Source organism: Kordia jejudonensis, from assembly GCF_001005315.1.
Classification (GTDB): Bacteria; Bacteroidota; Bacteroidia; order Flavobacteriales; family Flavobacteriaceae; genus Kordia; species Kordia jejudonensis.
The window spans coordinates 25130-51315 of sequence record NZ_LBMG01000029.1 but is presented as its reverse complement, the minus strand read 5'-3'; the positions used below and the strand labels follow the sequence as shown (position 1 = coordinate 51315).

Here is a 26186-nt window from a genome sequence, read left to right as displayed (position 1 = left end):
GCATGTTTTACGCTTAATTATTAAAGGAAAAGTATTTTTATGAATAATAAAAGAGTCTTGTACGTTTCATCCGAAGTTGTACCCTATTTGCCAGAAACAGAAATTTCGTCAATGTCGTTTGAAGCACCAAAAATGGTAAATAGCAAAGGTGGACAGATTAGAATATTTATGCCACGTTTTGGTAATATCAATGAAAGAAGACATCAATTGCATGAAGTAATTCGCCTATCGGGAATGAACTTAGTAATTAATGATATGGATATGCCATTGATTATCAAAGTAGCTTCTATTCCAAAAGAAAGAATTCAGGTATATTTTATTGACAATGAAGAATACTTTAAGCGCAAAGCTACGTTTACAGATGAAGAAGGGAATTTATTTCCAGACAATGACGAGCGCGCTATTTTCTTTGCAAAAGGTGTTATTGAAACTGTAAAAAAATTAAATTGGGCACCAGACATCATTCACGTTCACGGTTGGATGGCTTCTTTACTACCTTTATATTTAAGAAAATATTATAAAGACGAACCGTTGTTTACAGATAGTAAAATTGTAACTTCGGTTTATAAACAAGAATTTGAGGGAACTTTAGATACAGAAATGCTAAACAAAATCAAATTTGATAATATCGGCGATGGCAATGTAGAAATACTTGCGGAGCCAAACTACTCTAACCTTCTAAAAGTTGCTGTGGATCATTCGGATGCCGTGGTAATTGCGTCTCAGGAAATTCCTGCTGATGTTCAAGAATATCTCACAGGTATTGATAAACCAGTTCTTGAATACAAAAACAGCGAAGAATTTGCAGATGCGTACACTGATTTTTACAATACAAAAGTTTTAAATTTAGGTTAATTAAATTACATTATGAACAAATTGAAAAAGACACTCACAAGTACCTTAGTTGTGTTACTTATACTTGTGGGCTTTATGGCATGTGACGATGAGTTTAGTACGGTTGGAGGCGAAATTATTGAAAATAATAATTTCTCTACAAATCTCTTTGACGAAACTATACTTGAAATTTCTAACAGACGCATTTCGCCAGTACAAACAAATGGAATGCCCGTTTACCAATTGGGTAAAAATTTAAACAGCGTTTATGGAGACGTGCAATCAAGTCTTGTATTACAAGCTGGTTTAATTGCAAACAACGAAGATCCTACATTCGGAATAAAATCACAAGAAGATGAAGATTCTGAAGGTTTTGATGAAGAAGAAATCGTAACAAAAGTATACTTAAATCTACCTTTCTTTAGTACAAGTACTGTAGAAAGTGATGGTTCTATTACAACGGCTGTCGATTCTGTATTTGGAAACAGAGAAGTTCCTTTTTTATTAACTGTAAAAGAGTTTACTTATTTTTTAAGAACTCTTGACGTAGATGGCGGTCAGCAGGCTTATTATTCTAATGAAGATTTGTCGATACATGCTGCAAGTGACAATCTATTTCTAGGAGATGTCACTTTAGATGAAAATTCAGTAGAAGTTACAGCTATTGATGATGATACTGGAGAAGAAGTAGTTGTGGAAACCTTGTCGCCTAGAATTCGTGTAGAATTGGATACAGATTTTTTTCAACAACGAATTATTGATAATGAAGGAAGTATAAAGCTCTCAAGCGATAACGTGTTTAAAGCAGAAGACTTATTTAGAGGATTGTACATTACCATTGGGCAAGATTCAAACTTATTAATGTTGCTCGATCTTGCAAATGCAAATGTTACTATTGAATATCAATATAAGGAAATAGACACGCAAGGAACGGATGATCCTGATGATGATGTACCTGTAACACAAACGGATTCGTATGCGATAAGTCTTTCTTCTGGAAACATTGTAAATACCTTTACACAATTAGATCCATTTCCTGATGTAGAAGCGTCAAACGACAATATTTACCTAAAAGGTGGCGAAGGCTCTATGGCGGTTATTGATCTTTTTGGACCTGATAATGACAACAATGGTATTGCAGATCAGTTAGAAGACATCCGTGAAGAAAATTGGCTCATTAACGATGCTAGTTTAGTTTTTCATGTTAATGAAAGCATACAAGGAAATGAAATAGATCCAGAGCGTATTTATTTATACAACATGGATGACAATATTCCTGTGGCAGATTATGGTGTTGATGAAACCGTTAACCAAAATTCTTTAGGACTTTCTAAAGCTATACATGGTGGAATTTTAGAACGTGATGACGATGGAGATGGCGTTCGATACAGAATTAGAATTACAGAACATATTAATAATCTTGTCAGAAGAGACTCTACCAATGTTAAACTTGGATTAGTTTCATCTTCTGATATCAGAGTTGTTTCAAGCGGACGCGAAAATACTGGAAGTTCTGAGCAAGAATTTGTCCCAACAGTATCAAATATGAATCCATTTGGAACCGTATTATATGGAAATACAGCTGCTTCCCCAGCAGACAAACGTATAAGTTTGGAAATATTTTATACAATCCCAGAAACCAATTAAATATCAATAATTAAGAAAAAATTATGTGCGGAATCGTAGGTTATATAGGTCATAGAGAGGCATATCCTGTAGTGCTAAAAGGATTAAAAAGACTTGAGTACAGAGGATATGATAGCGCAGGAGTTGCTATTTACGATGGTAAAAACATTAAATTATCAAAAACAAAAGGAAAAGTTGTCGATTTAGAAACTCGTGTTAAAGAAGAGATTTCTGATGTTGGAACTTTGGCTATCGGACATACACGTTGGGCAACACATGGAGAACCTAATGATGTAAATTCACATCCACATTACTCTAATTCGGGTGAGTTGGTTATCATTCACAATGGAATCATTGAAAATTATGCGCCATTAAAGCAAGAATTAATCAACAGAGGATACGAATTTAAATCTGATACAGATACTGAAGTATTGGTCAATTTAATTGAAGATGTAAAGAAGAACGAAAATGTAAAGCTTGGAAAAGCTGTTCAAGTTGCTTTAAATCAAGTAGTAGGAGCATATGCGATTGCTGTTTTTGATAAAAATAAGCCAGACGAAATTGTAGTGGCGCGTTTAGGAAGTCCATTAGTAATTGGAGTTGGCGAAGACGAATTCTTTATCGCTTCGGATGCATCTCCGTTTATTGAATATACAAACAATGCTATTTATCTTGAAGATGAAGAAATGGCAATTGTTCGAAGAGGAAAAAAAGTAAAAGTTCGTAAAATAAAGGATGACTCGTTAGTTGATCCGTACGTACAAGAATTACAATTAAATCTTGAGCAAATAGAAAAAGGTGGTTACGATCACTTTATGTTAAAAGAAATCTATGAGCAGCCAAGAGCTATCTTAGATACCTTTAGAGGAAGAATGTTGGCAAACGAAGGAATCATTCGTATGGCAGGAATTGACGATAATATTGAAAAATTCTTAAATGCAAATAGAATTTTAATCGTTGCCTGCGGAACTTCTTGGCATGCCGGATTGGTAGCAGAATATGTGTTTGAAAATCTAACAAGAATTCCTGTTGAGGTAGAATATGCTTCTGAATTTAGATACAGAAATCCTGTAATAACAGAAAAAGATGTTGTCATTGCAATATCTCAATCTGGAGAAACAGCAGATACTATGGCGGCTATCAAACTTGCAAAAAGCAAAGGCGCTTTCGTATTTGGAGTATGTAATGTAGTTGGATCATCAATTTCAAGAGAAACACATGCAGGTGCATACACACACGCAGGTCCAGAAATTGGAGTGGCTTCTACAAAAGCATTTACGACGCAGATTACGGTATTAACCTTAATTGCGTTGAAACTAGCACAGAAAAAAGGAACAATATCTACCTCAGAATTTCATCAGTATTTATCTGAAATGGATGCGATTCCTGCTAAAGTTGAAAAGACTTTAACATCAGACAATCACGTTAAAACGATTGCAAATATCTATAAAGACGCTACAAACTTCTTATACTTAGGAAGAGGTTACAACTTCCCTGTAGCTTTAGAAGGTGCATTAAAACTTAAGGAAATTTCATATATCCATGCAGAAGGATACCCAGCAGCAGAAATGAAGCACGGACCTATTGCATTAATTGATGAGCAAATGCCAGTTGTGGTTATTGCAACTCGAAAAGGACACTACGATAAGGTAGTAAGTAATATTCAGGAAATAAAATCTAGAAAAGGAAAAATCATTGCTGTAGTTATGCAAGGTGATAAAACCATCAAGAATATAGCGGATTATGTAATTGAAATTCCTGAAACATTAGAGTTGTTGACACCATTATTAACAACCATTCCATTACAGTTATTGTCGTATTATATTGCAGTTATGCGTGACTGTAATGTAGATCAGCCGAGAAACTTGGCAAAATCAGTAACAGTAGAATAAGTTTAAAAATAATGCCACTTTGTTAAGGATATCCTAAAAAAGTGTATATTGTTCTCATAAAAACTAAACCAAAAACACTTATGAGAACCTTTCTATCAATTTTCGCGATGTTGGTTTGTGTGAGTATGTTCTCGCAAACCAACGTTAGTGGAAAAGTTGTTGATGGCAATAATCTGCCTGTCCCAGGCGCAAATGTTGTCGTTGTAGGAACATCCGTAGGAGTCGTAACTGACTTCGATGGTAACTTTAAATTAAAAGTAAATCAACAACCACCTTTTAAAATCAAAGCCAGTAGTATCGGTTTTGATTCTTCCACAGTAGAAATTACAAAAAACAATGAAGAAGTAACCATCGTTCTTAAAGAAGGAACACAATTAGATGAAATCGTTTTATCTGCTTCTAGAACACCTGAAAGAATACGGGAATCTCCTGTTACTATAGAAAGAATGGACGCAAGAGCTATTAAAAACTCTTCTGCTCCAAGTTACTATGATGCACTGGAAAACCTAAAAGGTGTAGATGTTAATACAAACAGTTTAACATTCAAATCAGTAAACACAAGAGGTTTTGCTACATTTGCTAATACTCGATTTATGCAATTAGTAGACGGAATGGATAATTCTTCGCCAGCCTTAAACTTTGCATTAGGAAACCTATTAGGAATGTCCGAGTTAGATGTACAAACTGTAGAATTACTGCCAGGAGCTTCATCAGCTTTATATGGAGCAAATGCCTTCAACGGAATCATGTTCATGCGTAGTAAAGATCCATACGAAAAACAAGGGCTTAGCTTTTATGCAAAAACAGGAATGACGTCTTCTGAAAATGCAGGAGACAATAATTTCATAGACTTTGGAATACGTGGCGCGCATGCATTTAGCGATAAACTAGCGGTAAAAGCTTCTTTCTCGTTCCTTAATGGTACAGAATGGTTTGCTACCGATTACACAAACTATGATTCTGCTACAGGTGATGCAATTGCTGGAAACAGACAAACGGATCCAAATTTTAATGGTTTAAATATCTATGGAGATGAAGTATCAACAACATTAGATTTTAGTTCAATAGCAGGAGCACCAGCAGGAACTTTTGAGACTGCGGCAGTATCAAGAACAGGATATGAAGAACGTGACTTAATGGATTATGATGCAGAAAGTGTAAAAATGGACTTAGCATTACATTACAAGCCTTGGGCAAATGACTTTACCATCATATGGAATTCTAAAATTGGTAGAGGAAATACTATCTATCAAGGAGCAAACAGATATTCTATTAAGGATTTCTTCATGCAACAGCACAAATTAGAAATTCGTAACAACAACTTCTTTGTTAGAGGATATGTAACGGCTGAAAAAGCAGGAAACTCATACGATACACGTTTTGCAGCAATCAATGTAAACAGACGTTGGAAATCAGATCAGCAATGGTTTACGGAGTACGCTACAGGATACTTAGGTGCAATCACTGGAGCAATTCCAGGTGTGACGCCAGGAGATCCAACTGTAGCACATGCGTTCGCAAGAGGATTGGCAGACACTGGTCGCTTTGAACCAGGAACAGCAGAATTTCGTGCCGCATTAGATGGAGTTACTGCAGATGGTGATTTACTCACAGGAGCACGATTTATTGACAATACAAAACTATACCACGCTGATGTAAACTATAACTTCTCACACTTAATCGATGTTGCAGACATTCAAGTTGGTGGATCGTTTAGAGAATATGTATTAAACTCTGAAGGAACAATCTTTACGGATATCGACGGACCAATTCGTTACGATGAATATGGTGCGTATGTACAAGTTCAGAAGAAGTTTATGGAAGACAAAATGAAGTTTACAGGTTCTATTCGTTATGACAAAGCGCAAAACTTTGACGGAAACGTATCGCCAAGATTATCATTAGTATTTTCTCCAGACGAAGACAAAAAACACAACTTTAGAGCGTCTTTCCAAACAGGTTTCCGTAATCCTACTACACAAGATCAATACATTGGGTTAGATGTAGGAAACGCAATCTTAGTAGGTTCGGCACCAGATAACTTAGATCGTTACACAACGCGTCCAATTACAAACAATTTCCCAGCAGGTTTAGAAGCTTTCGGATTAGACAGAACAGTTACACTCTCAGGAAATGATGCGTATAACAATTCATACACACTATCATCATTCCAAGCATTTGGAGCAAGTGCAGCAGCAGGAACGCCAAATCCAGCGTTGCTAGAGCGTGCTAATGTAGAATTTGTAAAGCCAGAACAAGTATCAGCATTTGAAGTTGGATACCGCGGAATTGTATTTGATAACGTTTCAGTAGATGTGAGTGCATATTACAATGCATACCAAGATTTCATTGCAAACAGAACGGTAATTGTACCAAACTATGGTAATGTAGATTTATCTGATATTACAGACTTAACACCTGTAGGTGGCGCGCCAACACCAAATGCATTAATTGCAGCAAGTAACGGCGATTTTACACCTTTCCAATTATACTCTAACTCCAATGCAGATATCAATTCGTATGGTGCTGCTATTGGTGTTAATACAAAACTATTTGGAGACTATAATTTTGGGATAAACTATACATATGCAAAACTTGATTTCGATCAGGCAAGTGATCCAGATTTCGAAACAAACTTCAATACGCCAGAGCACAAAGTAAAAGCGTCTTTTGGAAATCCAAATCTGTTTGATAACTTCGGATTCAATATCAACTGGAGATGGAATGATTCATTCCTATGGGAATCAACATTTGCTGACGGAATGGTAACTGCTCGTTCATTAGTTGATCTTCAGTTTAACTATCGCTACAAAAAATCAACATTTAAAATTGGAGCGGCGAACGTTTTAGGACACGAATATGTAAGTGCACCAGGAGTTGGAACCATAGGTTCTCAATACTATATCTCTTGGGTAATCAATTAAGTTAAAAAACACAAAGTATATAAAAAAATAGGCTGCCAAATCGGTAGCCTATTTTTTTTAGTTCAAAAGTTTTTGTCAATTCTACCTTAGACACAACACCCATAAAACCATAGAGAAATAAAGGTTTTTGAATAAATCGAAAAAAACATCCTCAAAACACTACTTATTTTAATTAATAAAATATATCTTTGCACCGCGAAAAAAGGTCATGTTTTAGCATAAAATATGAAATCCATTTTTCAGTATTTAATAACCTAAACATTAAACACTTAAGTAATGTCAAAAGTTACAGGTAAAGTTGCACAAATTATAGGTCCTGTTGTTGATGTAGAATTCAGCGCTGGGAACGAACTTCCAAGAATTTATGATTCATTAGAAATAGCGAAAGCTGACGGTACAAAATTAGTACTAGAAGTACAGTCTCACGTAGGTGAAAACACTGTTCGTACAATTTCTATGGATTCTACAGATGGTCTAAGTAGAGGTACTGACGTACACACTACAGGTGACTCAATAAAAATGCCTATTGGCGATGATGTGTATGGACGATTATTTAACGTTATCGGAGATGCAATCGATGGATTAGGAGAATTACCAAAAGATGGTAGCAATGGATTATCAATCCACAGAGAAGCACCAAAATTTGAAGACTTATCAACTTCTACAGAAGTACTATTTACAGGTATTAAAGTAATCGACTTAATTGAGCCATACGCAAAAGGTGGTAAAATTGGATTATTTGGTGGTGCCGGAGTAGGTAAAACAGTATTGATTCAGGAGTTAATTAATAATATCGCAAAAGGTCACGGTGGACTTTCAGTATTCGCAGGAGTAGGAGAAAGAACGCGTGAAGGAAATGACCTTTTACGTGAGATGTTAGAATCAGGAATTATCAAGTATGGTGACGATTTTATGCACTCAATGGAAGAAGGTGGATGGGATTTATCTAAAGTAGATAAAGAAGTAATGAAAGATTCGAAAGCAACGTTTGTTTTCGGTCAAATGAATGAGCCTCCAGGAGCGCGTGCACGTGTTGCCTTATCAGGATTAACAATTGCAGAATATTTCCGTGATGGAGCAGGAGACGCACAAGGAAAAGATGTACTTTTCTTCGTTGATAACATCTTCCGTTTTACACAAGCAGGTTCTGAAGTATCAGCACTTCTTGGACGTATGCCATCAGCGGTAGGATACCAACCTACATTAGCAACAGAAATGGGAGCTATGCAGGAACGTATTACTTCAACTAAAAAAGGATCTATTACATCTGTACAGGCGGTTTACGTACCTGCGGATGATTTAACGGATCCAGCACCAGCAACAACGTTTGCCCACTTAGATGCAACAACTGTATTATCTCGTAAAATTGCTGAGCTTGGTATTTACCCAGCGGTAGATCCATTAGATTCTACATCAAGAATCTTAACAGCAGACATCTTAGGAGATGAGCACTACGACTGTGCACAACGTGTAAAAGAGTTATTACAACGTTACAAAGAATTACAAGATATTATTGCAATTCTTGGTATGGAAGAATTATCGGAAGAAGATAAAATGGCAGTAGGACGCGCACGTCGTGTACAACGTTTCTTATCTCAACCGTTCCACGTAGCAGAACAATTTACAGGAATTCCAGGAGTATTAGTAGATATCAAGGAAACGATCAAAGGATTCAACATGATTATGGATGGAGAATTAGATCACTTACCAGAAGCTGCTTTTAACTTAAAAGGAACAATTGAAGAAGCAATTGAAGCTGGACAGAAAATGTTAGCTGAGGCTTAAAATAAGTAGTGAGAAATGAGTAGTTAGTAGTGAGAACGCTACTATTCTCATATCTCTGTACTCATAACTCAATACTAGAAAAATATGTATTTAGAAATTGTTACACCAGAAGCGATGTTATTCAGTGGAGAAGTTACTTCAATAACGGTTCCAGGAATTAACGGCGAGTTTCAAATGTTAAATGGTCACGCACCAATCGTTTCTTTGTTAGGCGAAGGAAATGTTAAGATTCAAGGAAACATTACCCTTGAAGAAAACGTTCAAGACAAGTTTACACAAGACAAAAACGAAACAAGTCTAGCGATCAATTCTGGAACTATTGAAATGAAAGATAATAAAGTAATTGTACTTGCAGACTAAGTATAATTTTAAATCTTATTTATATAAAAGCACCAAGCAAATTTGTTTGGTGCTTTTTTTATAGCAGTAATTTACACTTTTTTTTGTTCCGTAACAATGCTATAAAACTCAAAAAAGTCGTCATCAGTATTTAAAACTTCTAATTTTCGCTTCCACCTGAAAAGTTTGAATCACTTCATAGAATAAAGTATCTTTATACATATGAAAAAATGGGCTAAACGAATTGGATACGCAATGCTAGGAATACTGCTAGTCATACTTTGCTGTAATGCATATGTAGAACTCAGTACCAAAGGCAAAACATTCAATACAGTTGCTGACATTCCAGTAAATAAAGTTGGATTGCTATTGGGAACTGGAAAATATTTAAGCAATGGAAACGTGAATCTATTTTATAAATACAGAATCAACGCCGCCGTAAAATTATACAACGCAAAAAAAATTAAATACATTCTAGTCAGTGGCGATAACGGAAGTACATCGTACGATGAACCCACAACCTTCAAAGAAGATTTAATAGCGGCAGGAATTCCCGAATCCCGAATCATTTTAGATTATGCAGGATTTAGAACCTTGGATTCTGTCATCAGAAGTAAAGAAATATTTCAACAAGAAGATATAACTATCATTTCACAACAATTTCACAATGAACGCGCCATTGCCATCGCAAAAGCCAAAGGAATCAATGCTGTTGGTTTCAATGCAAAAAATGTCGGCGGGCGAAATGGTTTCAAAGTAAAAATGAGAGAACTATTAGCACGTGTTGCCATGTGTTTAGACTTGCTAATTGGGAAGCAACCAAAATTCTTAGGTGATAAAATTACAATTCCAAAATAGTTGCACATCGCTTCTGTTTCTTAAAAAATTTCCGCAGATAATCAGTATTTTTACACAATGAAAGATAGAATCGTTATATCACAAGGAGACAGACCACTTTGGCATAACATTATTGCTGCATTTCTTTATACGGTTGTAATTGCGTGTGTATTACTTTTCTTTTTTAGGTTAGAATTCTCCTTTGAAAGACAATATGTTGAAAGAGAAATGGGATCTATAAAATTAGCAGGACTTGCATTGGCAGGCGCTTTTTACTATTCTATAATCCAAACCTATTACTTCGATTTCAAAAACAATTTATACAAGCATGAACGTTCATTTCTGTGGTTCAAACTAGGAAAATGGAATCCATTGCCTGAACTCGAATACATTTCTGTATTTCAAAAAGAAAAAGGTGTATTTGAAATCAATTTATGGTATCTCGGAAACAAGCATTTCAAAATATATAATATGTTCAACGAAGAGGAAGCTTTGGAAACAGGAAAACAATTAGCGAAATCCTTAGGAATAGACTTATTAGATGCAACGGTAGCAAACGATTCAAAATGGGTTGAACTATGAAACTACCTGAAAAATTACAAAGTAAACTTCAAGAACGCATTCAAAACAAGACACTGCGTATACTTTCAACAGAAAAAAAAGCAATTGATTTTTCTTCCAATGATTACTTGGGTTTTGGAAAGTCCGAATCTATTTTTAATAAAACACATCAACTGTTAACAGATAGAAATCTAAAACAAAATGGCGCCACTGGTTCACGTTTACTTTCGGGTAACTCTGAACTATACGAAGAAGTAGAAGCGCAAATCTGTGCATTTCACAACAGTGAAGCAGCATTGCTATTCAATTCAGGTTACGACGCTAATATTGGCTTCTTTTCGGCTGTGCCATTGCGTGGCGACGTAATATTATATGATGAATACATTCATGCATCTATTCGTGATGGAATTCGTATGAGTACTGCCAAATCGTACAAATTCAAACACAATGATATAGAAGATGTAGCCAAAAAAATAAGCAACATTTCAAACCAACTTGAAGATACTCAGCAACTTTACATTGTTACAGAATCAGTATTTTCCATGGATGGAGATTCGCCAAACTTGGTAAAAATGATTGAGATTTGTAACAAAAAAAATTGCCACCTCATTGTAGATGAAGCGCATGCATTAGGCGTTTTTGGCGATGATGGAGAAGGTTTATTACAACACTTAAGGCTAGAAAAAGAAGTCTTTGCCAGAATCTATACATTTGGAAAAGCATTAGGTTGTCATGGAGCAGCAATTTTAGGAAGTAACGAATTAAAAACGTACCTAATCAACTTTGCCAGAAGCTTTATCTATACTACAGGATTGTCGCCACATGCCGTCGCAACCATCAAAACAGCATACGATCAACTTGCGGATAGTATAGAGGTAAAACGCTTAAAACTTCGAATTTTCACCTTCAAGCAAGCAACAACAATGTTAAAATTTATTCCCAGCGATTCTGCAATTCACTGTTATATCATTGCTGGAAATGAAAACGTAATAAAAGCAGCAGCAGCATTGCGGGCAAAAGGATTTGATGTAAAACCAATAATATCGCCAACAGTTCCAGCAGGAAAAGAACGTTTGCGATTTTGTTTACATTCGTACAATTCAACCAAAGAAATCAAAGAAATGATCCACACACTCACAAGTTTATACTATAAATAATATGATGAAAAACGATTTTCACACCATAGCCGCTTTCGATTACACGGCAGAAGCCCAAGTCATGAAAGGAAAGTTTGAATCGCAAGGTATTGAAGTATTCCTAAAAGACGAACACACATTGGATGCCGATCCGTTAATCAGTCATGCTATTGGCGGTGTAAAATTGCAAGTCCATGTTAGAGATAAAGAAGCAGCAATTGCGCTATACAATGAACTTCGCGAATACGAAGTAGACCGAAAAGGCAATCGAATCATTTGTCCAAAATGTCAAGAAAACCGTGTATTAATTGCACCACCGCGAAAAAAATTACTCTATCTATTATTTCCTTTCTTCGAGCCAACACGGTATCAATGTGGCGAGTGCGGAGAAATTTTTAATAAGAAAGCTGAATAACAATGCAGAAAAAAATATTTGTCACAGGAATATCTACGGAAGTAGGAAAAACAGTAGCTTCCGCCATCATCACAGAAGCACTAGAAGCCGATTATTGGAAGCCGATTCAAGCAGGCGATTTAGACAATTCAGACAGTCATAAAATTGAACGTTACATTTCGAATGCAAATACAAAAATTCACAACAATAGTTATGCGCTCAACACGCCGATGAGTCCGCATGCTTCCGCAGAAATTGACAATCTAACCATCAATCTGAAAGCAATAAACGAGCCAACTACTAAAAATCATTTAGTAATCGAAGGCGCTGGCGGTGTTTTAGTTCCACTAAATGAAAAACACACGATTTTAGACCTTATAAAGCCTGAATATCATGTTGTTGTAGTTTCGCGTCATTACTTAGGAAGTATCAATCATACGCTATTAACGGTAAATTTACTCAAAGAAAAAGGATTCAATGTTTCAATTATTTTTAGTGGAAACGAACATCCAACAACGGAAGCAATCATCAAAAAAATGACCAACGTTCCTGTGATTGGACGCATTGAAGAAGAACCATATTTTGACCCAAATGTCATTCGTGAATACGCAGAATTATTCAAATCAGCACTATAATGAATTTACAAGAACGAGATAAAAAACACCTTTGGCATCCGCTAACACAGCACAAATCGCATCCAAATCACATCGCAATTACCAAAGCAAAAGGCGCTGTTTTATATGATGAAAAAGGAAATGAATACATTGACGGAATTGCTTCTTGGTATACCTGCGTGTACGGACATTGCAACGATTATATCATTGACAAAGTACGTCAGCAAATGGAAACCTTGGATCATGTGGTGTTCACAGGATTTACGCACAAACCAGCGGTAGAACTTTCGGAAAAACTCATTAAAATTCTTCCAGAAAACCAAGAAAAGCTATTCTTTTCAGACAATGGTTCTACGGCAATTGATGTCGCAATCAAAATGGCGTTGCAATATCACTTCAATCGCAACGAAAAACGCACAAAAATCATTGCTTTGGAAAATGGTTTTCACGGCGATACTTTTGGTGCCATGTCGGTTTCAGGATTATCGGTCTACAACGGACCTTTTGAAGAATTTTTTATTGATGTAGCGCGAATTCCTGTTCCGAATGCTGAGAATTTGGAAGAGGTAAAAACTCTTTTCATACAACTCATTACAAAACACAAAGTTGCCGCTTTTGTATATGAACCTTTGGTGCAAGGCGCGGCAGCAATGCAAATGCACAAAGCGACTCATATTAACGAAATCTTGAAAATTGCCCAAGAATATAATGTAGTGACCATTGCAGACGAAGTAATGACAGGTTTTGGAAAAACGGGTAAAAACTTTGCTTCTGAGTACATTGAAACCAAACCAGACATTATCTGCTTATCCAAAGCGTTATCCGCGGGAATGGTGGCGATGGCAATTACGAGTTGTAGTCAAAAAATATATGATGCATTTTATGCAGATGACATGAAAAAAGGCTTCTTTCACGGACATACGTATTCGGGAAATCCTGTAGCATGTACTGCCGCTATAGCGGGAATTGACTTGTTGCAATCCAATGAAATGCAGGAAAATTTAAGCCGAATTGAAGCAGCTCACAAAGCATTTGATGCAATCATCAAAAAACATCCGAAAGTTGGAAATACACGTCAGCAAGGACAAATTTATGCACTAGATTTGAATATAAAAATGGAGCGTTATGGAAATCTGCGTGACAAACTATTCAATTCATTCATGAGCAAAGGTGTTTGTTTGCGTCCGTTAGGAAATACAATTTACATTTTAGCGCCTTACATTACTACAGATGCACAATTGCAAAAAATTTACCAAGCTATTCGAGAAACGCTGGATGAATTATAAATTCAATTTACTGCAATTCTCGTAACAAATCTATCGAATCTTTACTAGCAGTAAAATATACTTTCATCTTACTATATTTCCATTGTTCATTGCGTTTTGAACCAATAACATGTAGCAAAGCTTCTCCTTTTGATCCTTTTAGTGGAATCCGAATATTTGCGTCTGTATTATTATTTACAACAGAAATTTGTCCTTTAATCAATGCAGATTGCTCAATAGGTTCGCCCAATTGTTCTATAACATACCTATTGGTTGTGGCAGTTTCGTACGCATCTACATACGGAGCAGATTCTTTCAACATAGCCGTAACCGTAAAAAACATTGTGATGATAGAAATTATAAAAAGGGCAATAAGCGTTAAACAGCCAGTCGGAACAAACCATTTCCAATTGCGTTGCCACCAATTTTTTTTAGGTTCTTCAAAAATATCGTGTTCATCCATGAGATTATTTTTTATGTATACGTAATAGGTTGTAAAATACAGAAAAAGTTACAGATACAATGGCGATTTTTAAGAATCGATTTTTATAAAAAACGGGTATTGTTTTCATAAAAGTGGTAAAGGAACGCTTGCAAGAGCTTTAAAATCAGGATAGTTTTGGATCAAATTATTAATTCAAAAAAAACATTTTTATCATGAAAAAACAGAATTTTAAAAATCTATCGCTAAACAAAAAAGCAGTTTCCAACCTACAACAACAAGAGTTAAAAGGAGGTTTTGATGTGCATACATTATCATTTATTGGAGATGTCTGTCACTGTCCACCACCTACAGCTGACAATGGTTCACGATGTAGATGTATGTAATCTATAGGAAGAAATTACAAAAAAACCAGCGAAAATGATCTCGCTGGTTTTTTAATAATTGAGTATTGTAAAAACTACTTTTTTATGCACAAATTCCTGCATTAAAACTCAAGAATTTCGGATCTATTTGCGATTCCGTCGGATCGTGAAATGCGCTTGATAATGTTGGAAGTTCAGTCGTGGTAGTATCTGTTGTATCGTTCTGTGAAACATCATCGCCACCATAAATTTTGTGAATTGAAATGGTTACTTTTTTTAACATTAATTTTTTAGGAATACCAGTTTTCATATCGATTTTTTTTATTGAATTATTTAGCTAAATAACTCAATATTTAAATGTGTAACTAAGAAATACAACCGATTTTTATAAAAATAGATAGTATTTTGAATAGTGTAACTTACAGATTATCAAGATTTTTAATATAATAAGAAGGATTCAAACCAGTTCGCTTTTTAAAAGCCTTTGAAAACGATTCAGATTTTTTAAAACCTATTTCTTCTGCAATCGATTGAATGGTATATGAACGTAATTTTTTATCATTTTTCAATGCATTCAACACATAATTGATTCGCATATCCGAAATATATTCTGAAAACGATTTCTCTTTATATTGATTGATCACTTTAGACAAATAACTCGAATTGGTGCCGCATTTTTTAGCCAATGTAGTCAAGTTGTACTTCTTATCTAAGAAAAATAACTTTGCTTCAAGCGTTGCCAAATCATTCAAAATTTTTGTGGCTTTTTCATCAGATAATACATATCCTGTTGCAATAGTTTCAGAATCTTCAACTTCTTTAGTCTTCAAATCTTCAATAAGTCGATGAAACTTTTCCAACTGCTGTTTTTGTGATTTTCTATAACGGACAAAAAGAATAAGTGCTACAAACGCTAACAATAAAGTTGCTATTAGTGTTTGAATGAAATACGTTTTAAACAAACTAGATTCTTCTTTTGCTTTGGTAACCTGATGTTCTATATTTTTTAAATCGTATCCTTCAAAAATCGTTTCATACAATTCAAAACGCTTGGCAGTACTCAAATTGGTGCGTTCAATAAATTGATTGTATACGTCGTTTGCGGTTTCATGATTGCCAAGTTGCACATGTGTTTTTGCTAAAAACTGGTAAGTTTCGTCTAATCCAATAAATTTTAAATCCTTAGCTTGAATAATGTCAACGGTTTCTTCAAAACTTTGAAGCGCATCTTCATACTGTCCCAATCCAAACAAACATTTTCCTTTGTCTAATAATAAATAAGGCGTAATTAATTTCAATTTGGCATCCGTTTTAGGAATTTTCAGGGCTTCGTCTAGTTTTTCAATCGCGAGCGCGTACTTTTTTTGCGTAGTATATACATTTCCTATGCCGCCAATAGCCGCGCACTTGCCAAAACTATAATCAGTTGTTTCATTTATAAAAAGACTTTTAGTATACAACTCAATTGCTTTGGCGTACAAACCTTCTTTTGTGTGCCAATCGGCGATGCTGTTCAACATTTTAATAAGACGAACTTTCAAAAAACGAGAATCAGGTTTCAAGGCTACTAAAGAATCATAGGCATGAATAATCTTTTTACAATCAGCAAAAGCTTCTTCGGTTTTTCTAGCTTTCAGCTTTATCGTAGCAATATCAAATTGAAGTGATAATTGATTCTCAATAGCATTTGTTGTGCGCATCATCTCATTCGCTTTCAAATAATAATCCAATGCTTTTGAGTAATTTGATTGAATATAAAATGTTGCGCCTTTTGCATAAAAAAAAGAACCTAGCAATGAATCTTTTTTGCTACTTTCTGCCAATGCAATAGCGTTGTCAATAGCTGCATGCGCTTTCGTGTATATTTTCGAATTCCGATACACCTTATTCTTAAAATAATAAGAAGTTGCAATAAACGTTGTGTCTTTCGCTGTTGTTGCTTTCTCTAAAAATACACCAATATAAGGTTCAATATTTTGAGAAGAATTTACATGCTCTTTCAGATAATTGTGCTGATCTAAAAGACTTTTTTCTTTAAAAATAGCAAGCGAATCTTGATTTGTTCCCAACATCAAAATAGGCGTCAGCAGGAATAGCATAACAAACGGTAACAAGCGAATTTTCATAGCAATAGTAAAATTAAGCGGATCTAAAAATACTCGAAAAATATAAAACGAATGTATAACTTTTGCAACATATAAAACGAGTCGGAAACATAGTTGGAAACTGCCATATAAATGTTAGCAAATCATATGATTTCTTACGATATTAGCAATCTTAATAAAAACGACTATGATGCAAGAATGTATTTCTATAACGGGCATGGGCTCAATATCTCCTCTGGGAAGTACAGCTATAGAAATTTGGGAAAATTATACAAATTTATCTCATTGCTTTCGTAAAGAAAATCATGCCGAATACACCGCATCACTTTCACAAAATGCACAACAAGAAGTCGCAGCGTTAAAAAAATCGAATTCAAAATATAAAAATTTAGACAATAGTGTTTTATATGCTATAATTGCTGCAAGAAGTGCTGTAAAAAATGCTGGTTGGACAGCAGAAAGCAACTTTGGAATCAACATAGGTTCATCCAGAGGCGCAACAGGTTTATTTGAAAAATACCATGAAGATTTCTTAGAAAATAAGCAAGCACAAACCTTAAGTTCTCCTACCACAACACTTGGAAACATATCTTCTTGGGTTGGGCACGATTTGCAAACTAATGGACCACAAATATCACATTCCATTACCTGTTCTACCGCTTTGCATGCGCTCATCAATGGAGTTGCTTGGATAAAAGCGGGCATGACAGCAACCTTTTTAATTGGTGGAAGTGAAGCGCCGCTGACGCCTTTTACCATTGCGCAAATGAAAGCCTTGCACATTTATGCCAAAAAAGAAGCAGATTATCCATGTCTGTCGTTAGATTTAGAAAAAAAGCGCAACACCATGATTCTGGGCGAAGGCGCAGCCGCAATATGTTTAGAAAAAGGAAAAAAACCAAATGCGTTGGCAATAATTAGTGGTATTGGATATGCAACAGAAATTTTAGAACACAACACATCGATCTCAGCCGATGGAAAATGTTTTGAAAAATCAATGCGCATGGCATTAGGAAATCATTTGCCCGAAGAAATTGACGCTATTGTAATGCACGCACCAGGAACCATAAAAGGTGACGCAGCTGAATATAATGCAATAAAAAATATTTTTTGTAACAAAATGCCAAACCTTACTACGAATAAATGGAAGATAGGTCACACATTTGGAGCTTCAGGAATGTTAAGTGTCGAACTCGCAATACTTATGATGCAACATCAAAAATTCATTTCTATTCCTTATCTTGACGAAGAAAATCAACCAAAGCAACTCAAAAAGATTTTGGTAAATGCAGTTGGATTTGGGGGAAATGCGGTTTCAGTATTGCTTACACGTGACTAAACTTTGGTATAACATTAACAACTTAAAACTTTGAACTATGACAGAATGGTTTTCAGCATTATCATATTTTGAGAAATTCTATTGGGTTATTGCCGGAATTTCATCTACAATCTTTGTATTTATTCTCATCACTACATTTTTAATAGGCGATGCAGATGGTGTTGATGGTGATGTAGATGTCGAAATAGAAAGCGATACAGGAATTGGTTTTCAATTTTTCACCTTCAAAAACTTAGTAGCATTCTTTACCATCTTTAGTTGGGCAGGAATTTCATGCATGGACGCAGGATATGGAAAAGGCGTAACAATTTTAGTGTCTACCATTGCAGGACTCATCATGATGTTCATTATGGGAGCTTTAATCTATTACATCAATAAATTGGTAAGTAGCGGAACGTTAAAGCTCGAAAATGCCGTCGGAAACGTTGGAGAAGTATACCTAACTATTGGAGCCAATCGTTCTAAAGTAGGAAAAGTACATGTCAATATTCAAGGTGCTTTGCGCGAGTTGGATGCGTTGACTGATACTGAAGAAAGCCTAAAAACAGGTACTGTTATTGAAGTAAAAGAAATTACAGGAACAGGAATATTAATCGTACAACCATTAAATCAATAAATTTATGACACAACTATTATTGCAGACTGACAATCCGTTATCGGAAGCAGGATCATTGATCACGCTTGTTTTTGCAGGTCTCTTTTTCTTTATCCTAATCACGGTATTTATCCGTCGATACAAGCGTTGTCCTTCTGATAGAATCTTAGTAGTCTATGGAAAAGTAGGTGGCGGACAATCTGCCAAATGTATTCATGGTGGAGCAGCATTTATCTTACCAGTAATTCAAGACTATGAATTTTTAGACTTAACACCAATTTCTATAGAAGTAAACTTAGTAAATGCCTTAAGTAAGCAAAACATTCGTGTAAACGTGCCTTCTCGATTTACCATTGGTATCTCTACAGAACCAGGCATTATGCAAAATGCAGCCGAACGTTTATTAGGATTAGGACAACATGAAATTCAAGAATTAGCACAGGAAATCATTTTTGGACAATTACGTTTGGTAGTTGCTTCGATGGATATTGAAGAAATCAACAATGACCGTGACAAATTCTTAACGAATATTTCTGAAAGTGTCGAAACAGAATTGAAGAAAGTAGGTTTAAAACTGATTAACGTAAACATTACGGATATCGTTGACGAATCTGGATATATAGAAGCACTTGGTAAAGAAGCTGCGGCACACGCAATTAACGCGGCACGTAAATCGGTTGCAGAAAAAAACAGAGATGGTTCTATTGGTGAAGCAAACGCATTACAAGACGAACGTACACAAGTTGCTGCGGCAAATGCAAAAGCAGTTGATGGTGAAAACACAGCAAAAATTGAAGTAGCAAACTCTGATTCCTTACGTAGACAGCGTGAAGCAGAAGCAGAGCGTGTGGCAATCGCGTCAGAAAAAGTACAAGCGGCAAAAGCCTTAGAAGAATCGTATGCAGCTGAACGTGAAGCGGAATTAGCCAGAGCAGAAAGAGAACGTTCATCGCAAGAAGCAGATATTATTGTACCTGCGGAAATTGACAAACGTAAAGTAGAAATTGACGCTGAAGCAGAAGCAGAACGCATTCGTAGAAAAGCGAAAGGTGAAGCAGATGCAATCTTATTCAAAGCGCAAGCAGAAGCAGAAGGTTTATACGAAGTATTAACGAAGCAAGCAGCAGGTTTAGATCAGATTGTAAAAGCAGCTGGAGACAACTCAAAAGATGCGGTATTATTATTAATTGCTGACAAATTACCTGAATTGGTTAAAACACAAGCAGAAGCAATTAAAAATATCAAAATTGATAAAGTTACCGTTTGGGAAAATGGTGGCGGTGGAAAAGATGGTAAAACATCTACATCAAACTTTATCTCAGGAATGTACAAAGCAGTTCCACCATTACAAGAAATGTTTAACATGGCTGGAATGGAATTGCCAGAATACCTAAAAGGTAAAGATGTAACCAAAGAAATTCCAGTATCTGGAGAAACAACAACGGATACGGAAGAAAAATAAATTTTCAATACATATAAAAATCCGCCACTGTGCGGATTTTTTTTATGAAAATAAGCACTACAATACTGACGCAACTAAAAATAATAGAATGAAAAAAACAGCATTTCTTTCACTGCTTTTTATCTGTGTAAATTCAATTTTATTTGCACAACAAGAAGCGGATATTTATGATAAATTTGAATCAAAATTCTACACCATTGACGGTTACAAAATAAACGTTGAAGTCAAAGGAACTGGCGATCCCATCTTCTTTTTGCCTGGCGGACCAGGAAATTCGCATGATTATATGCAAGGAAATTTTGGACACTATTACAAAACGCATACGGTTGTATTTTTTGATTTCTTAGGAAGAGGAAAAAGTGATGATGCTAAAAATCCATCTGAATATTCAGTGGAAAATGATGTAGAACTCATTGAAAAACTACGCAAGCTTTTAAAGTTCAAAAAAATCTTTTTAGTTGGTCATTCGTACGGCACTGTTCCAGCGCAAGCTTACGCCATTAAATACAAAAATAACGTAGACAAAATGGTGTTGATAAACGGTTTTCACAGTGGCGCCATGTGGCAAGCAAACTGTGACAGTTACAATCGGTATGCAAAAACACACTTTCCTGAAAAGTGGAAAAAAGTAGATTCGTTACGTGCATTAGGATATGTTTCCAGCGATCCAGAATTCTCAAAAGTATACGGGAGTTTTCCAACAAAATATGTCTACTATCACAATACGAAACTCAAGCAAAATTCGCCTTCATATAAGCACAGAGGTTGGGCAAATGATGTCTATGTGGCTATCATTGGAAAAGATGGCGATTTTGATGTTGCAGGAAGTATGATTCAGCAAGACTATAGAAAAGAATTAAAAAATATAAAAGCAAAAACCTTAATCATTGCCGGTCGTTACGATGGCGTTTCTACACCAGAATTTGCAGTACAATACAAGCAATTTATGCCACAAGCAACATTTGTCATGTTTGAGCAAAGCGGACACAATCCATACTTAGAAGAAGCTGAGAAATTTTACAAACTTTTTACAGATTTTATAAATGAATAACGATAAAATAGAATTTAAGCGAAAACCTCCAGTCATAAAAATTGCTTTTGGAGTATTTACTTTTGCCGTTGGTGCAATTTCGGTACTAGCTGGCGGTTATTATGGATTAATTGTCTGTGGAATTTCTATGTTTTTTTTACACAAAGATGGAACTGAGATCGATCTTACAATAGAAAAATACAGAACATTTATAGAAGTCTTAGGATTTCGTTTTGGAAAATGGGATGACTTGCCTGAAATAGACTATGTTTCTGTATTTAGTACAACAGAAACCATAACTATTCGCTCTAGAAGTGCAGAAGCAAATGTGAAAAGTGATGTGATTGTTTTAAATTTATTTTACAATGGAAATCATCGCATCAAAGCATACACAACCAAAAACAAAGAAGATGCGTTTGAAAAAGCAAAACAAATTGCCGAAGTATTAAAAATTGATATTTTAGACGCAACAGAAGCGGAATCTAAATGGTTGTAGTTTAATTAATACGAACAGCAAACTTATTTTTAACGGCATTCATTGCTTTCAAAGCTTTTTTGGAAGGACGAATAGAAATTCTTTCAGATGCAGTTTTAATTTCAATAGAATGATTTTCATTCAATAAAAAATCAACATATTGACTGTAAGGTAATTGAATGCTTCCTCTGTGATCGTAAAAACCTTCTTCCTCAGCAGGTTCTCTAAAGAATGTTTTGATGGTAGAAATTTTCACAACATCCGTACTATTTTTAATAACCAATTGCTCAATTTCATCTAAAGTCTTTAGCGAAACGGTAAAGTTGACGGTAAGGCTATCTGTAGTTTTATCTTTATTTCGCAATGTAGCATCTACAAAAGCGTCAACTTGGTTGTCTGTGTCATACTTTAACGGCTTCACAAAGTATTGAAACACATTATCGCCCACGAAAAACTCTTCTACGTATTTGGATATTTTACCACTCGATCCGCCAGAACGTACTCCGACACAACTCTGTAAACTAAATGCTACAAGTGCTAAAATGATAAGTTGTTTTGAGAAACGAATAGGTGTAGAAATCATACTTTTATTTTTCAATAATGAAACGTTGTGTTGTTAGGGAATCTTCAGAAAAACGATTTAAAAAATTATCGTTTTTAAGCAAAGTGATACTCGTAATTTCGCTTGCAGAATCTACCATATGTTGGTAAAAAACTACTTTCTTTTTTGCTAAAGTAGACTTTTTGTAAATATTACTTTTATTAATAGTAGAATCTAAATCTATAAAAATATAAGTATTGTAATCTTTGTGTGTAACATGCTTAAATAAAACAAGTTGTGGTTTATTTAAGGCGAACTTTAACTCATTGCTTGTTGCAACTGCTTCAGTTCCTTTTTTAGTTTCTTTTTCTCCTTCTTTTAGTATATACTGATGTCCGTCAAACAAAGAAATAGGTGCTTGAATGCCTTCAGAACTGCAAGAAATGAAAAATAAACACAAAAAAATAATGGGCAGAAAAAAACTACCCATTATTTTAAATCTTGTAAAATTATTCTCCTGTGATGATAGTTTCATAAGTAACTATTAATCCTAAAACATTTTTTACTTTAATGTCAACAGTCGAAATTTTAGAAATTCCACCTTGCTTTGCAGCAGTTCTGATTGATGCATCTTCGTTGAAAGCAAATCCTAATACTACAGTTGCAGATGATTTACCTACTTTAGAACCTACAGCGTTACTAGTAGCTGTTACAGGCATTGTGATTGAACAAGAAGTCATTGCTAAAGCAAGAGCGAAAACAGAAATTCCTTTGATTAATTTTTTCTTCATTAGTTTTAAATTTAATTTGTTTTAATTATGCGAATTTAAGAGAATAAATTTAAAAGAAAAAAAACTGTAAGAATTTAATTAAAAATAAATTCAGTCTACATTAAAATTTATATTTTAGGCACATCAGCAAGAGAATCTAATTTGATATAACTATTTTTGTGACCAAACTAACTTTTTTATGAACAACATACGACACAATTGGACTAAAGAAGAAATCATAGCGATTTACAACAAACCAATGATGGAGTTGCTATACGAAGCCGCTACTGTACACAGATTGCATCACGATCCAAATACAGTACAAGTGTCTACATTACTCTCTATAAAAACTGGCGGTTGTCCTGAAGATTGTGGGTATTGCCCGCAAGCAGCACGCTACCACACTGATATTGAAGGAAACGATTTAATGTCGGTTTCCCAAGTAAAAGCACAAGCATTACGCGCAAAATCATCAGGAAGCTCACGTGTTTGCATGGGCGCTGCATGGCGAAATGTAAAAGACGGACCAGAATTTGATCAAGTATTAGAAATGGTACGTACCATCAATAAACTAGATATGGAAGTTTGCTGTACATTAGGTATGGTAACAGAAAACCAAGCACAGCGTTTGGCTGAAGCCGGATTATACGCGTACAATCACAACTTAGACTCTTCGGAAGAATACTATAAAGAAGTAATTTCAACACGTGGCTACGAAGACCGACTAGAAACCATTGACAATGTGCGTAAAACAAATGTAACAGTTTGTAGTGGTGGAATCATCGGAATGGGAGAATCTGTAGCAGACAGAGCAGGAATGTTAGTTGCCTTAGCAACGCTAAATCCACAACCAGAATCTGTGCCAATCAATGCTTTAGTTGCCGTTGACGGAACGCCATTAGAAAACGAAAAACCTGTAGAAATTTGGGAAATGATTCGTATGGTAGCTACCACGCGAATTGTAATGCCTGAAACGCAAGTGCGTCTATCCGCAGGTAGAACAAACATGAGTAGAGAAGGACAAGCAATGTGTTTCTTTGCAGGAGCAAACTCAATATTTGCAGGAGACAAATTACTAACTACACCAAACCCTGATGTAGATGAAGATATGAAGATGTTTGAAATGTTAGGTCTAAATCCGCAAAAACCATTTACCAAAAAAGTACAACCACAAACCGTAGAAGCCAAAGATTCGCAATATGAAGCGTTAGGGGAAAAACCAAAATGGTCACGACCTGAGCACAAAATTGAACGAAACGAAGAAGCGAAAGAAAAAATGAAAGCAGCGGTATTGTCCAAAAAACAATAAAAAATTACCAAAACATTAACAAAAAAGAGCTTAGAAATAGGCTCTTTTTTTTAGTTGCAAAATACTTTTTAAGTAACAATTTACTAACTTAGCTATCTTAAACGTTAGAATTTTGAAATTGAATCTGCAAGAAATTCCAAGGGTTAAAACAATTACCAAAGAAGACTTTATTAAAAATTACTTTATTCCACAAAAACCTGTGGTCATAGAGAATTTTATTGAAGATTGGCCAGCGTATCAAAAATGGAGTTTGGACTACATGAAAGAAATTGCAGGAGATAAAGAAGTGCCATTATATGATGATAGACCTGTAGATTATAAAGATGGTTTTAACGAACCACATGCGAAAATGAAAATGACTGAGTATGTAAATTTACTCAAAAATGAACCTACAAAATACCGCATCTTTCTTTGGAATATTCTAAAAGAAGTTCCTTCGCTGCAAGACGATTTTACCTATCCTGATTTTGGTTTAAAACTAATGAAATCGTTGCCAATGTTATTCTTTGGTGGAACAAACTCGCATACATTTATGCACTATGACATTGACTTAGCAAATATTTTTCATTTTCATTTCGAAGGAAAAAAGCAATGTATTTTATTCGATCAAAAACAAAATGATTTTCTCTATAAAATTCCACATTCATTAATTGTTAGAGAAGATATTGATTTCTCAAATCCTGATTTTGACAAATGGCCAGCATTGCAAAACGCAAAAGGATATAGTACAAACTTAGAACACGGAAATATACTCTACATGCCAGAAGGATGGTGGCATTACATGAAATACATAACACCTGGTTTTTCTATGAGTTTACGCGCCATTCCAAGAAAACCAAAAAATCTAGGAAAAGCCATCTATAATATTTTTATCATGCGTCATTACGACAACCTAATGCGTAGAATGAAAGGACAAAAATGGATTGATTGGAAAAATGAACAAGCGATTCTCAGGACGAATCGAAAAAATGAAATATTTTAAATTATTTAACAAGCTCATTAATCTTTTCATACACCAAATGCGCTTCCCAACCTCTGTAAAATAGATAATCGGCAATTTTTTTCTTTCGTTTAAACGGATTGGTTTCTTTTATAGAAGCATTCCGTTTCTTGGCCAAATCGTCTAAAGTTTTCAAGTATTCAGTTTCGTCAATTTCTTTCAAAGCCGTATCAATATTATACTTTGAAATATCGCGTAATTTCAGCTCTCTCACAATACGTAAACGTCCCCATTTCTTAATGCGAAACTTGCCTCTAGCGAAGCTTTTTGCAAAGCGTTCTTCGTTCAAAAAATTATCCTGAATCAATTCAGAAACAATCACATCAATTGCTGCTGGAATCATGTTCATTTGTTGCAATTTCTCAACAACTTCCTTGTGACAGCGATCTTGATATGCGCAAAATTGTTGTAACTTAATTTTGGCTTCTGTAACAGAATATGATTTTTTTTCCATAAATATGAACAATTACAACGAATTATTTAACGTTACAAAGATACTTCTTTGATAACAAATAGATTAAAAAGTATCTTTGCATATGCTATAAT

At 35.1% G+C, this 26186-nt stretch carries 27 protein-coding genes; 20 read left to right on the top strand and 7 right to left on the bottom strand.

Annotated features, from left to right (window positions below; all coding sequences use genetic code 11):
• Positions 1-39 precede the first annotated feature (39 nt).
• The 12 genes from AA089_RS14690 (at position 40) to bioA (ending at position 14228) form a co-directional block, all read left to right on the top strand.
• Complete coding sequence (locus AA089_RS14690) at positions 40-855, top strand: glycogen/starch synthase (protein WP_046757729.1); 816 nt, start codon at positions 40-42, stop codon at positions 853-855.
• Positions 856-867: 12 nt separating this feature from the next.
• Entirely contained in the window at positions 868-2481 is a 1614-nt protein-coding gene (locus AA089_RS14685) for a DUF4270 domain-containing protein (protein ID WP_046757728.1), read from the top strand.
• A gap of 23 nt (positions 2482-2504) precedes the next feature.
• Positions 2505-4352, top strand: coding sequence for a glutamine--fructose-6-phosphate transaminase (isomerizing) (gene glmS / locus AA089_RS14680; protein WP_046757727.1), 1848 nt, complete (start codon positions 2505-2507; stop codon positions 4350-4352).
• Positions 4353-4432: 80 nt separating this feature from the next.
• Positions 4433-7276, top strand: a complete 2844-nt coding sequence (locus tag AA089_RS14675; RefSeq protein ID WP_046757726.1) for a TonB-dependent receptor — start codon at positions 4433-4435, stop codon at positions 7274-7276.
• 276 nt (positions 7277-7552) lie between these two features.
• Complete coding sequence (gene atpD, locus AA089_RS14670; protein ID WP_046757725.1) at positions 7553-9061, top strand: F0F1 ATP synthase subunit beta; 1509 nt, start codon at positions 7553-7555, stop codon at positions 9059-9061.
• A gap of 84 nt (positions 9062-9145) precedes the next feature.
• Positions 9146-9421: a F0F1 ATP synthase subunit epsilon gene (locus AA089_RS14665; RefSeq protein WP_046757724.1), complete on the top strand. Its 276-nt coding sequence runs from the start codon at positions 9146-9148 to the stop codon at positions 9419-9421.
• 201 nt (positions 9422-9622) lie between these two features.
• Positions 9623-10258, top strand: a complete 636-nt coding sequence (locus AA089_RS14660; protein WP_046757723.1) for a SanA/YdcF family protein — start codon at positions 9623-9625, stop codon at positions 10256-10258.
• 57 nt (positions 10259-10315) lie between these two features.
• A complete protein-coding gene (locus AA089_RS14655; RefSeq protein WP_046757722.1) occupies positions 10316-10819 on the top strand; it encodes a hypothetical protein in 504 nt (167 codons plus the stop codon).
• Entirely contained in the window at positions 10816-11955 is a 1140-nt protein-coding gene (locus AA089_RS14650; RefSeq protein ID WP_046757721.1) for an aminotransferase class I/II-fold pyridoxal phosphate-dependent enzyme, read from the top strand. Before AA089_RS14655 ends, AA089_RS14650 begins: the two co-directional genes overlap by 4 nt.
• A 4-nt stretch (positions 11956-11959) precedes the next feature.
• Entirely contained in the window at positions 11960-12349 is a 390-nt protein-coding gene (locus AA089_RS14645; protein ID WP_046757766.1) for a putative signal transducing protein, read from the top strand.
• Positions 12350-12351: 2 nt separating this feature from the next.
• Positions 12352-12963 carry a dethiobiotin synthase gene (bioD, locus tag AA089_RS14640; RefSeq protein WP_046757720.1) on the top strand — a complete coding sequence of 204 codons (612 nt, stop codon included), beginning with the start codon at positions 12352-12354 and terminating at the stop codon, positions 12961-12963.
• On the top strand, positions 12963-14228 hold the full coding sequence (bioA, locus tag AA089_RS14635; RefSeq protein ID WP_046757719.1) for an adenosylmethionine--8-amino-7-oxononanoate transaminase: 1266 nt from the start codon (positions 12963-12965) through the stop codon (positions 14226-14228). The genes bioD and bioA overlap by 1 nt, the downstream gene beginning before the upstream one ends.
• Before the next feature lie 7 nt (positions 14229-14235).
• On the opposite strand, the gene AA089_RS14630 is transcribed toward bioA, so the two are convergent.
• On the bottom strand, positions 14236-14670 hold the full coding sequence (locus AA089_RS14630; RefSeq protein WP_046757718.1) for a cytochrome c oxidase assembly factor Coa1 family protein: 435 nt from the start codon (positions 14668-14670) through the stop codon (positions 14236-14238).
• 194 nt (positions 14671-14864) lie between these two features.
• Between AA089_RS14630 and AA089_RS24830 the strand changes: the two genes are divergently transcribed.
• Positions 14865-15035, top strand: coding sequence for a class I lanthipeptide (locus tag AA089_RS24830; RefSeq protein WP_156169037.1), 171 nt, complete (start codon positions 14865-14867; stop codon positions 15033-15035).
• An 82-nt stretch (positions 15036-15117) separates the two neighbouring features.
• Here the strand turns inward: AA089_RS24830 and AA089_RS14625 are convergent, their stop codons facing one another.
• Positions 15118-15324: a hypothetical protein gene (locus AA089_RS14625; protein WP_046757717.1), complete on the bottom strand. Its 207-nt coding sequence runs from the start codon at positions 15322-15324 to the stop codon at positions 15118-15120.
• A 109-nt stretch (positions 15325-15433) separates the two neighbouring features.
• Entirely contained in the window at positions 15434-17140 is a 1707-nt protein-coding gene (locus tag AA089_RS14620; protein ID WP_082113284.1) for a helix-turn-helix domain-containing protein, read from the bottom strand.
• A 169-nt stretch (positions 17141-17309) separates the two neighbouring features.
• On the opposite strand from AA089_RS14620, the gene AA089_RS14615 reads away from it, so the two are divergent.
• From AA089_RS14615 to AA089_RS14595, 5 genes are all read left to right on the top strand, one after another.
• Entirely contained in the window at positions 17310-18458 is a 1149-nt protein-coding gene (locus AA089_RS14615) for a beta-ketoacyl synthase N-terminal-like domain-containing protein (protein WP_046757715.1), read from the top strand.
• 37 nt (positions 18459-18495) lie between these two features.
• Positions 18496-19074, top strand: coding sequence for a hypothetical protein (locus tag AA089_RS14610; protein ID WP_046757714.1), 579 nt, complete (start codon positions 18496-18498; stop codon positions 19072-19074).
• 4 nt (positions 19075-19078) lie between these two features.
• Positions 19079-20515: a flotillin family protein gene (locus tag AA089_RS14605; protein ID WP_046757713.1), complete on the top strand. Its 1437-nt coding sequence runs from the start codon at positions 19079-19081 to the stop codon at positions 20513-20515.
• Between the two features lie 88 nt (positions 20516-20603).
• Positions 20604-21566 (top strand): alpha/beta fold hydrolase, encoded by a 963-nt coding sequence (locus AA089_RS14600; RefSeq protein WP_046757712.1) that lies wholly within the window; start codon positions 20604-20606, stop codon positions 21564-21566.
• A complete protein-coding gene (locus AA089_RS14595) occupies positions 21559-22041 on the top strand; it encodes a hypothetical protein (protein ID WP_046757711.1) in 483 nt (160 codons plus the stop codon). Before AA089_RS14600 ends, AA089_RS14595 begins: the two co-directional genes overlap by 8 nt.
• Position 22042: 1 nt before the next feature.
• Here AA089_RS14595 and AA089_RS14590 read toward each other — a convergent pair whose 3' ends face one another.
• Genes AA089_RS14590 through AA089_RS14580 form a run of 3 tightly spaced genes read right to left on the bottom strand, consistent with a single transcriptional unit; the run spans position 22043 to position 23352 of the window.
• Positions 22043-22603: a hypothetical protein gene (locus tag AA089_RS14590; RefSeq protein ID WP_046757710.1), complete on the bottom strand. Its 561-nt coding sequence runs from the start codon at positions 22601-22603 to the stop codon at positions 22043-22045.
• A gap of 4 nt (positions 22604-22607) precedes the next feature.
• Positions 22608-23096, bottom strand: a complete 489-nt coding sequence (locus tag AA089_RS14585; RefSeq protein WP_156169036.1) for a hypothetical protein — start codon at positions 23094-23096, stop codon at positions 22608-22610.
• Positions 23071-23352 carry a TRL-like family protein gene (locus AA089_RS14580; RefSeq protein ID WP_053002450.1) on the bottom strand — a complete coding sequence of 94 codons (282 nt, stop codon included), beginning with the start codon at positions 23350-23352 and terminating at the stop codon, positions 23071-23073. Before AA089_RS14580 ends, AA089_RS14585 begins: the two co-directional genes overlap by 26 nt.
• 178 nt (positions 23353-23530) lie before the next feature.
• Here AA089_RS14580 and bioB point away from each other — a divergent pair, with 178 nt between their 5' ends.
• Together bioB and AA089_RS14570 are read left to right on the top strand one after the other, a co-directional pair.
• Positions 23531-24640, top strand: coding sequence for a biotin synthase BioB (gene bioB / locus AA089_RS14575; RefSeq protein ID WP_046757708.1), 1110 nt, complete (start codon positions 23531-23533; stop codon positions 24638-24640).
• A 112-nt stretch (positions 24641-24752) separates the two neighbouring features.
• A complete protein-coding gene (locus AA089_RS14570; protein ID WP_046757707.1) occupies positions 24753-25622 on the top strand; it encodes a cupin-like domain-containing protein in 870 nt (289 codons plus the stop codon).
• A 1-nt stretch (position 25623) separates the two neighbouring features.
• On the opposite strand, the gene AA089_RS14565 is transcribed toward AA089_RS14570, so the two are convergent.
• Positions 25624-26094 (bottom strand): regulatory protein RecX, encoded by a 471-nt coding sequence (locus tag AA089_RS14565; protein ID WP_046757706.1) that lies wholly within the window; start codon positions 26092-26094, stop codon positions 25624-25626.
• Between the last annotated feature and the right edge of the window lie 92 nt (positions 26095-26186).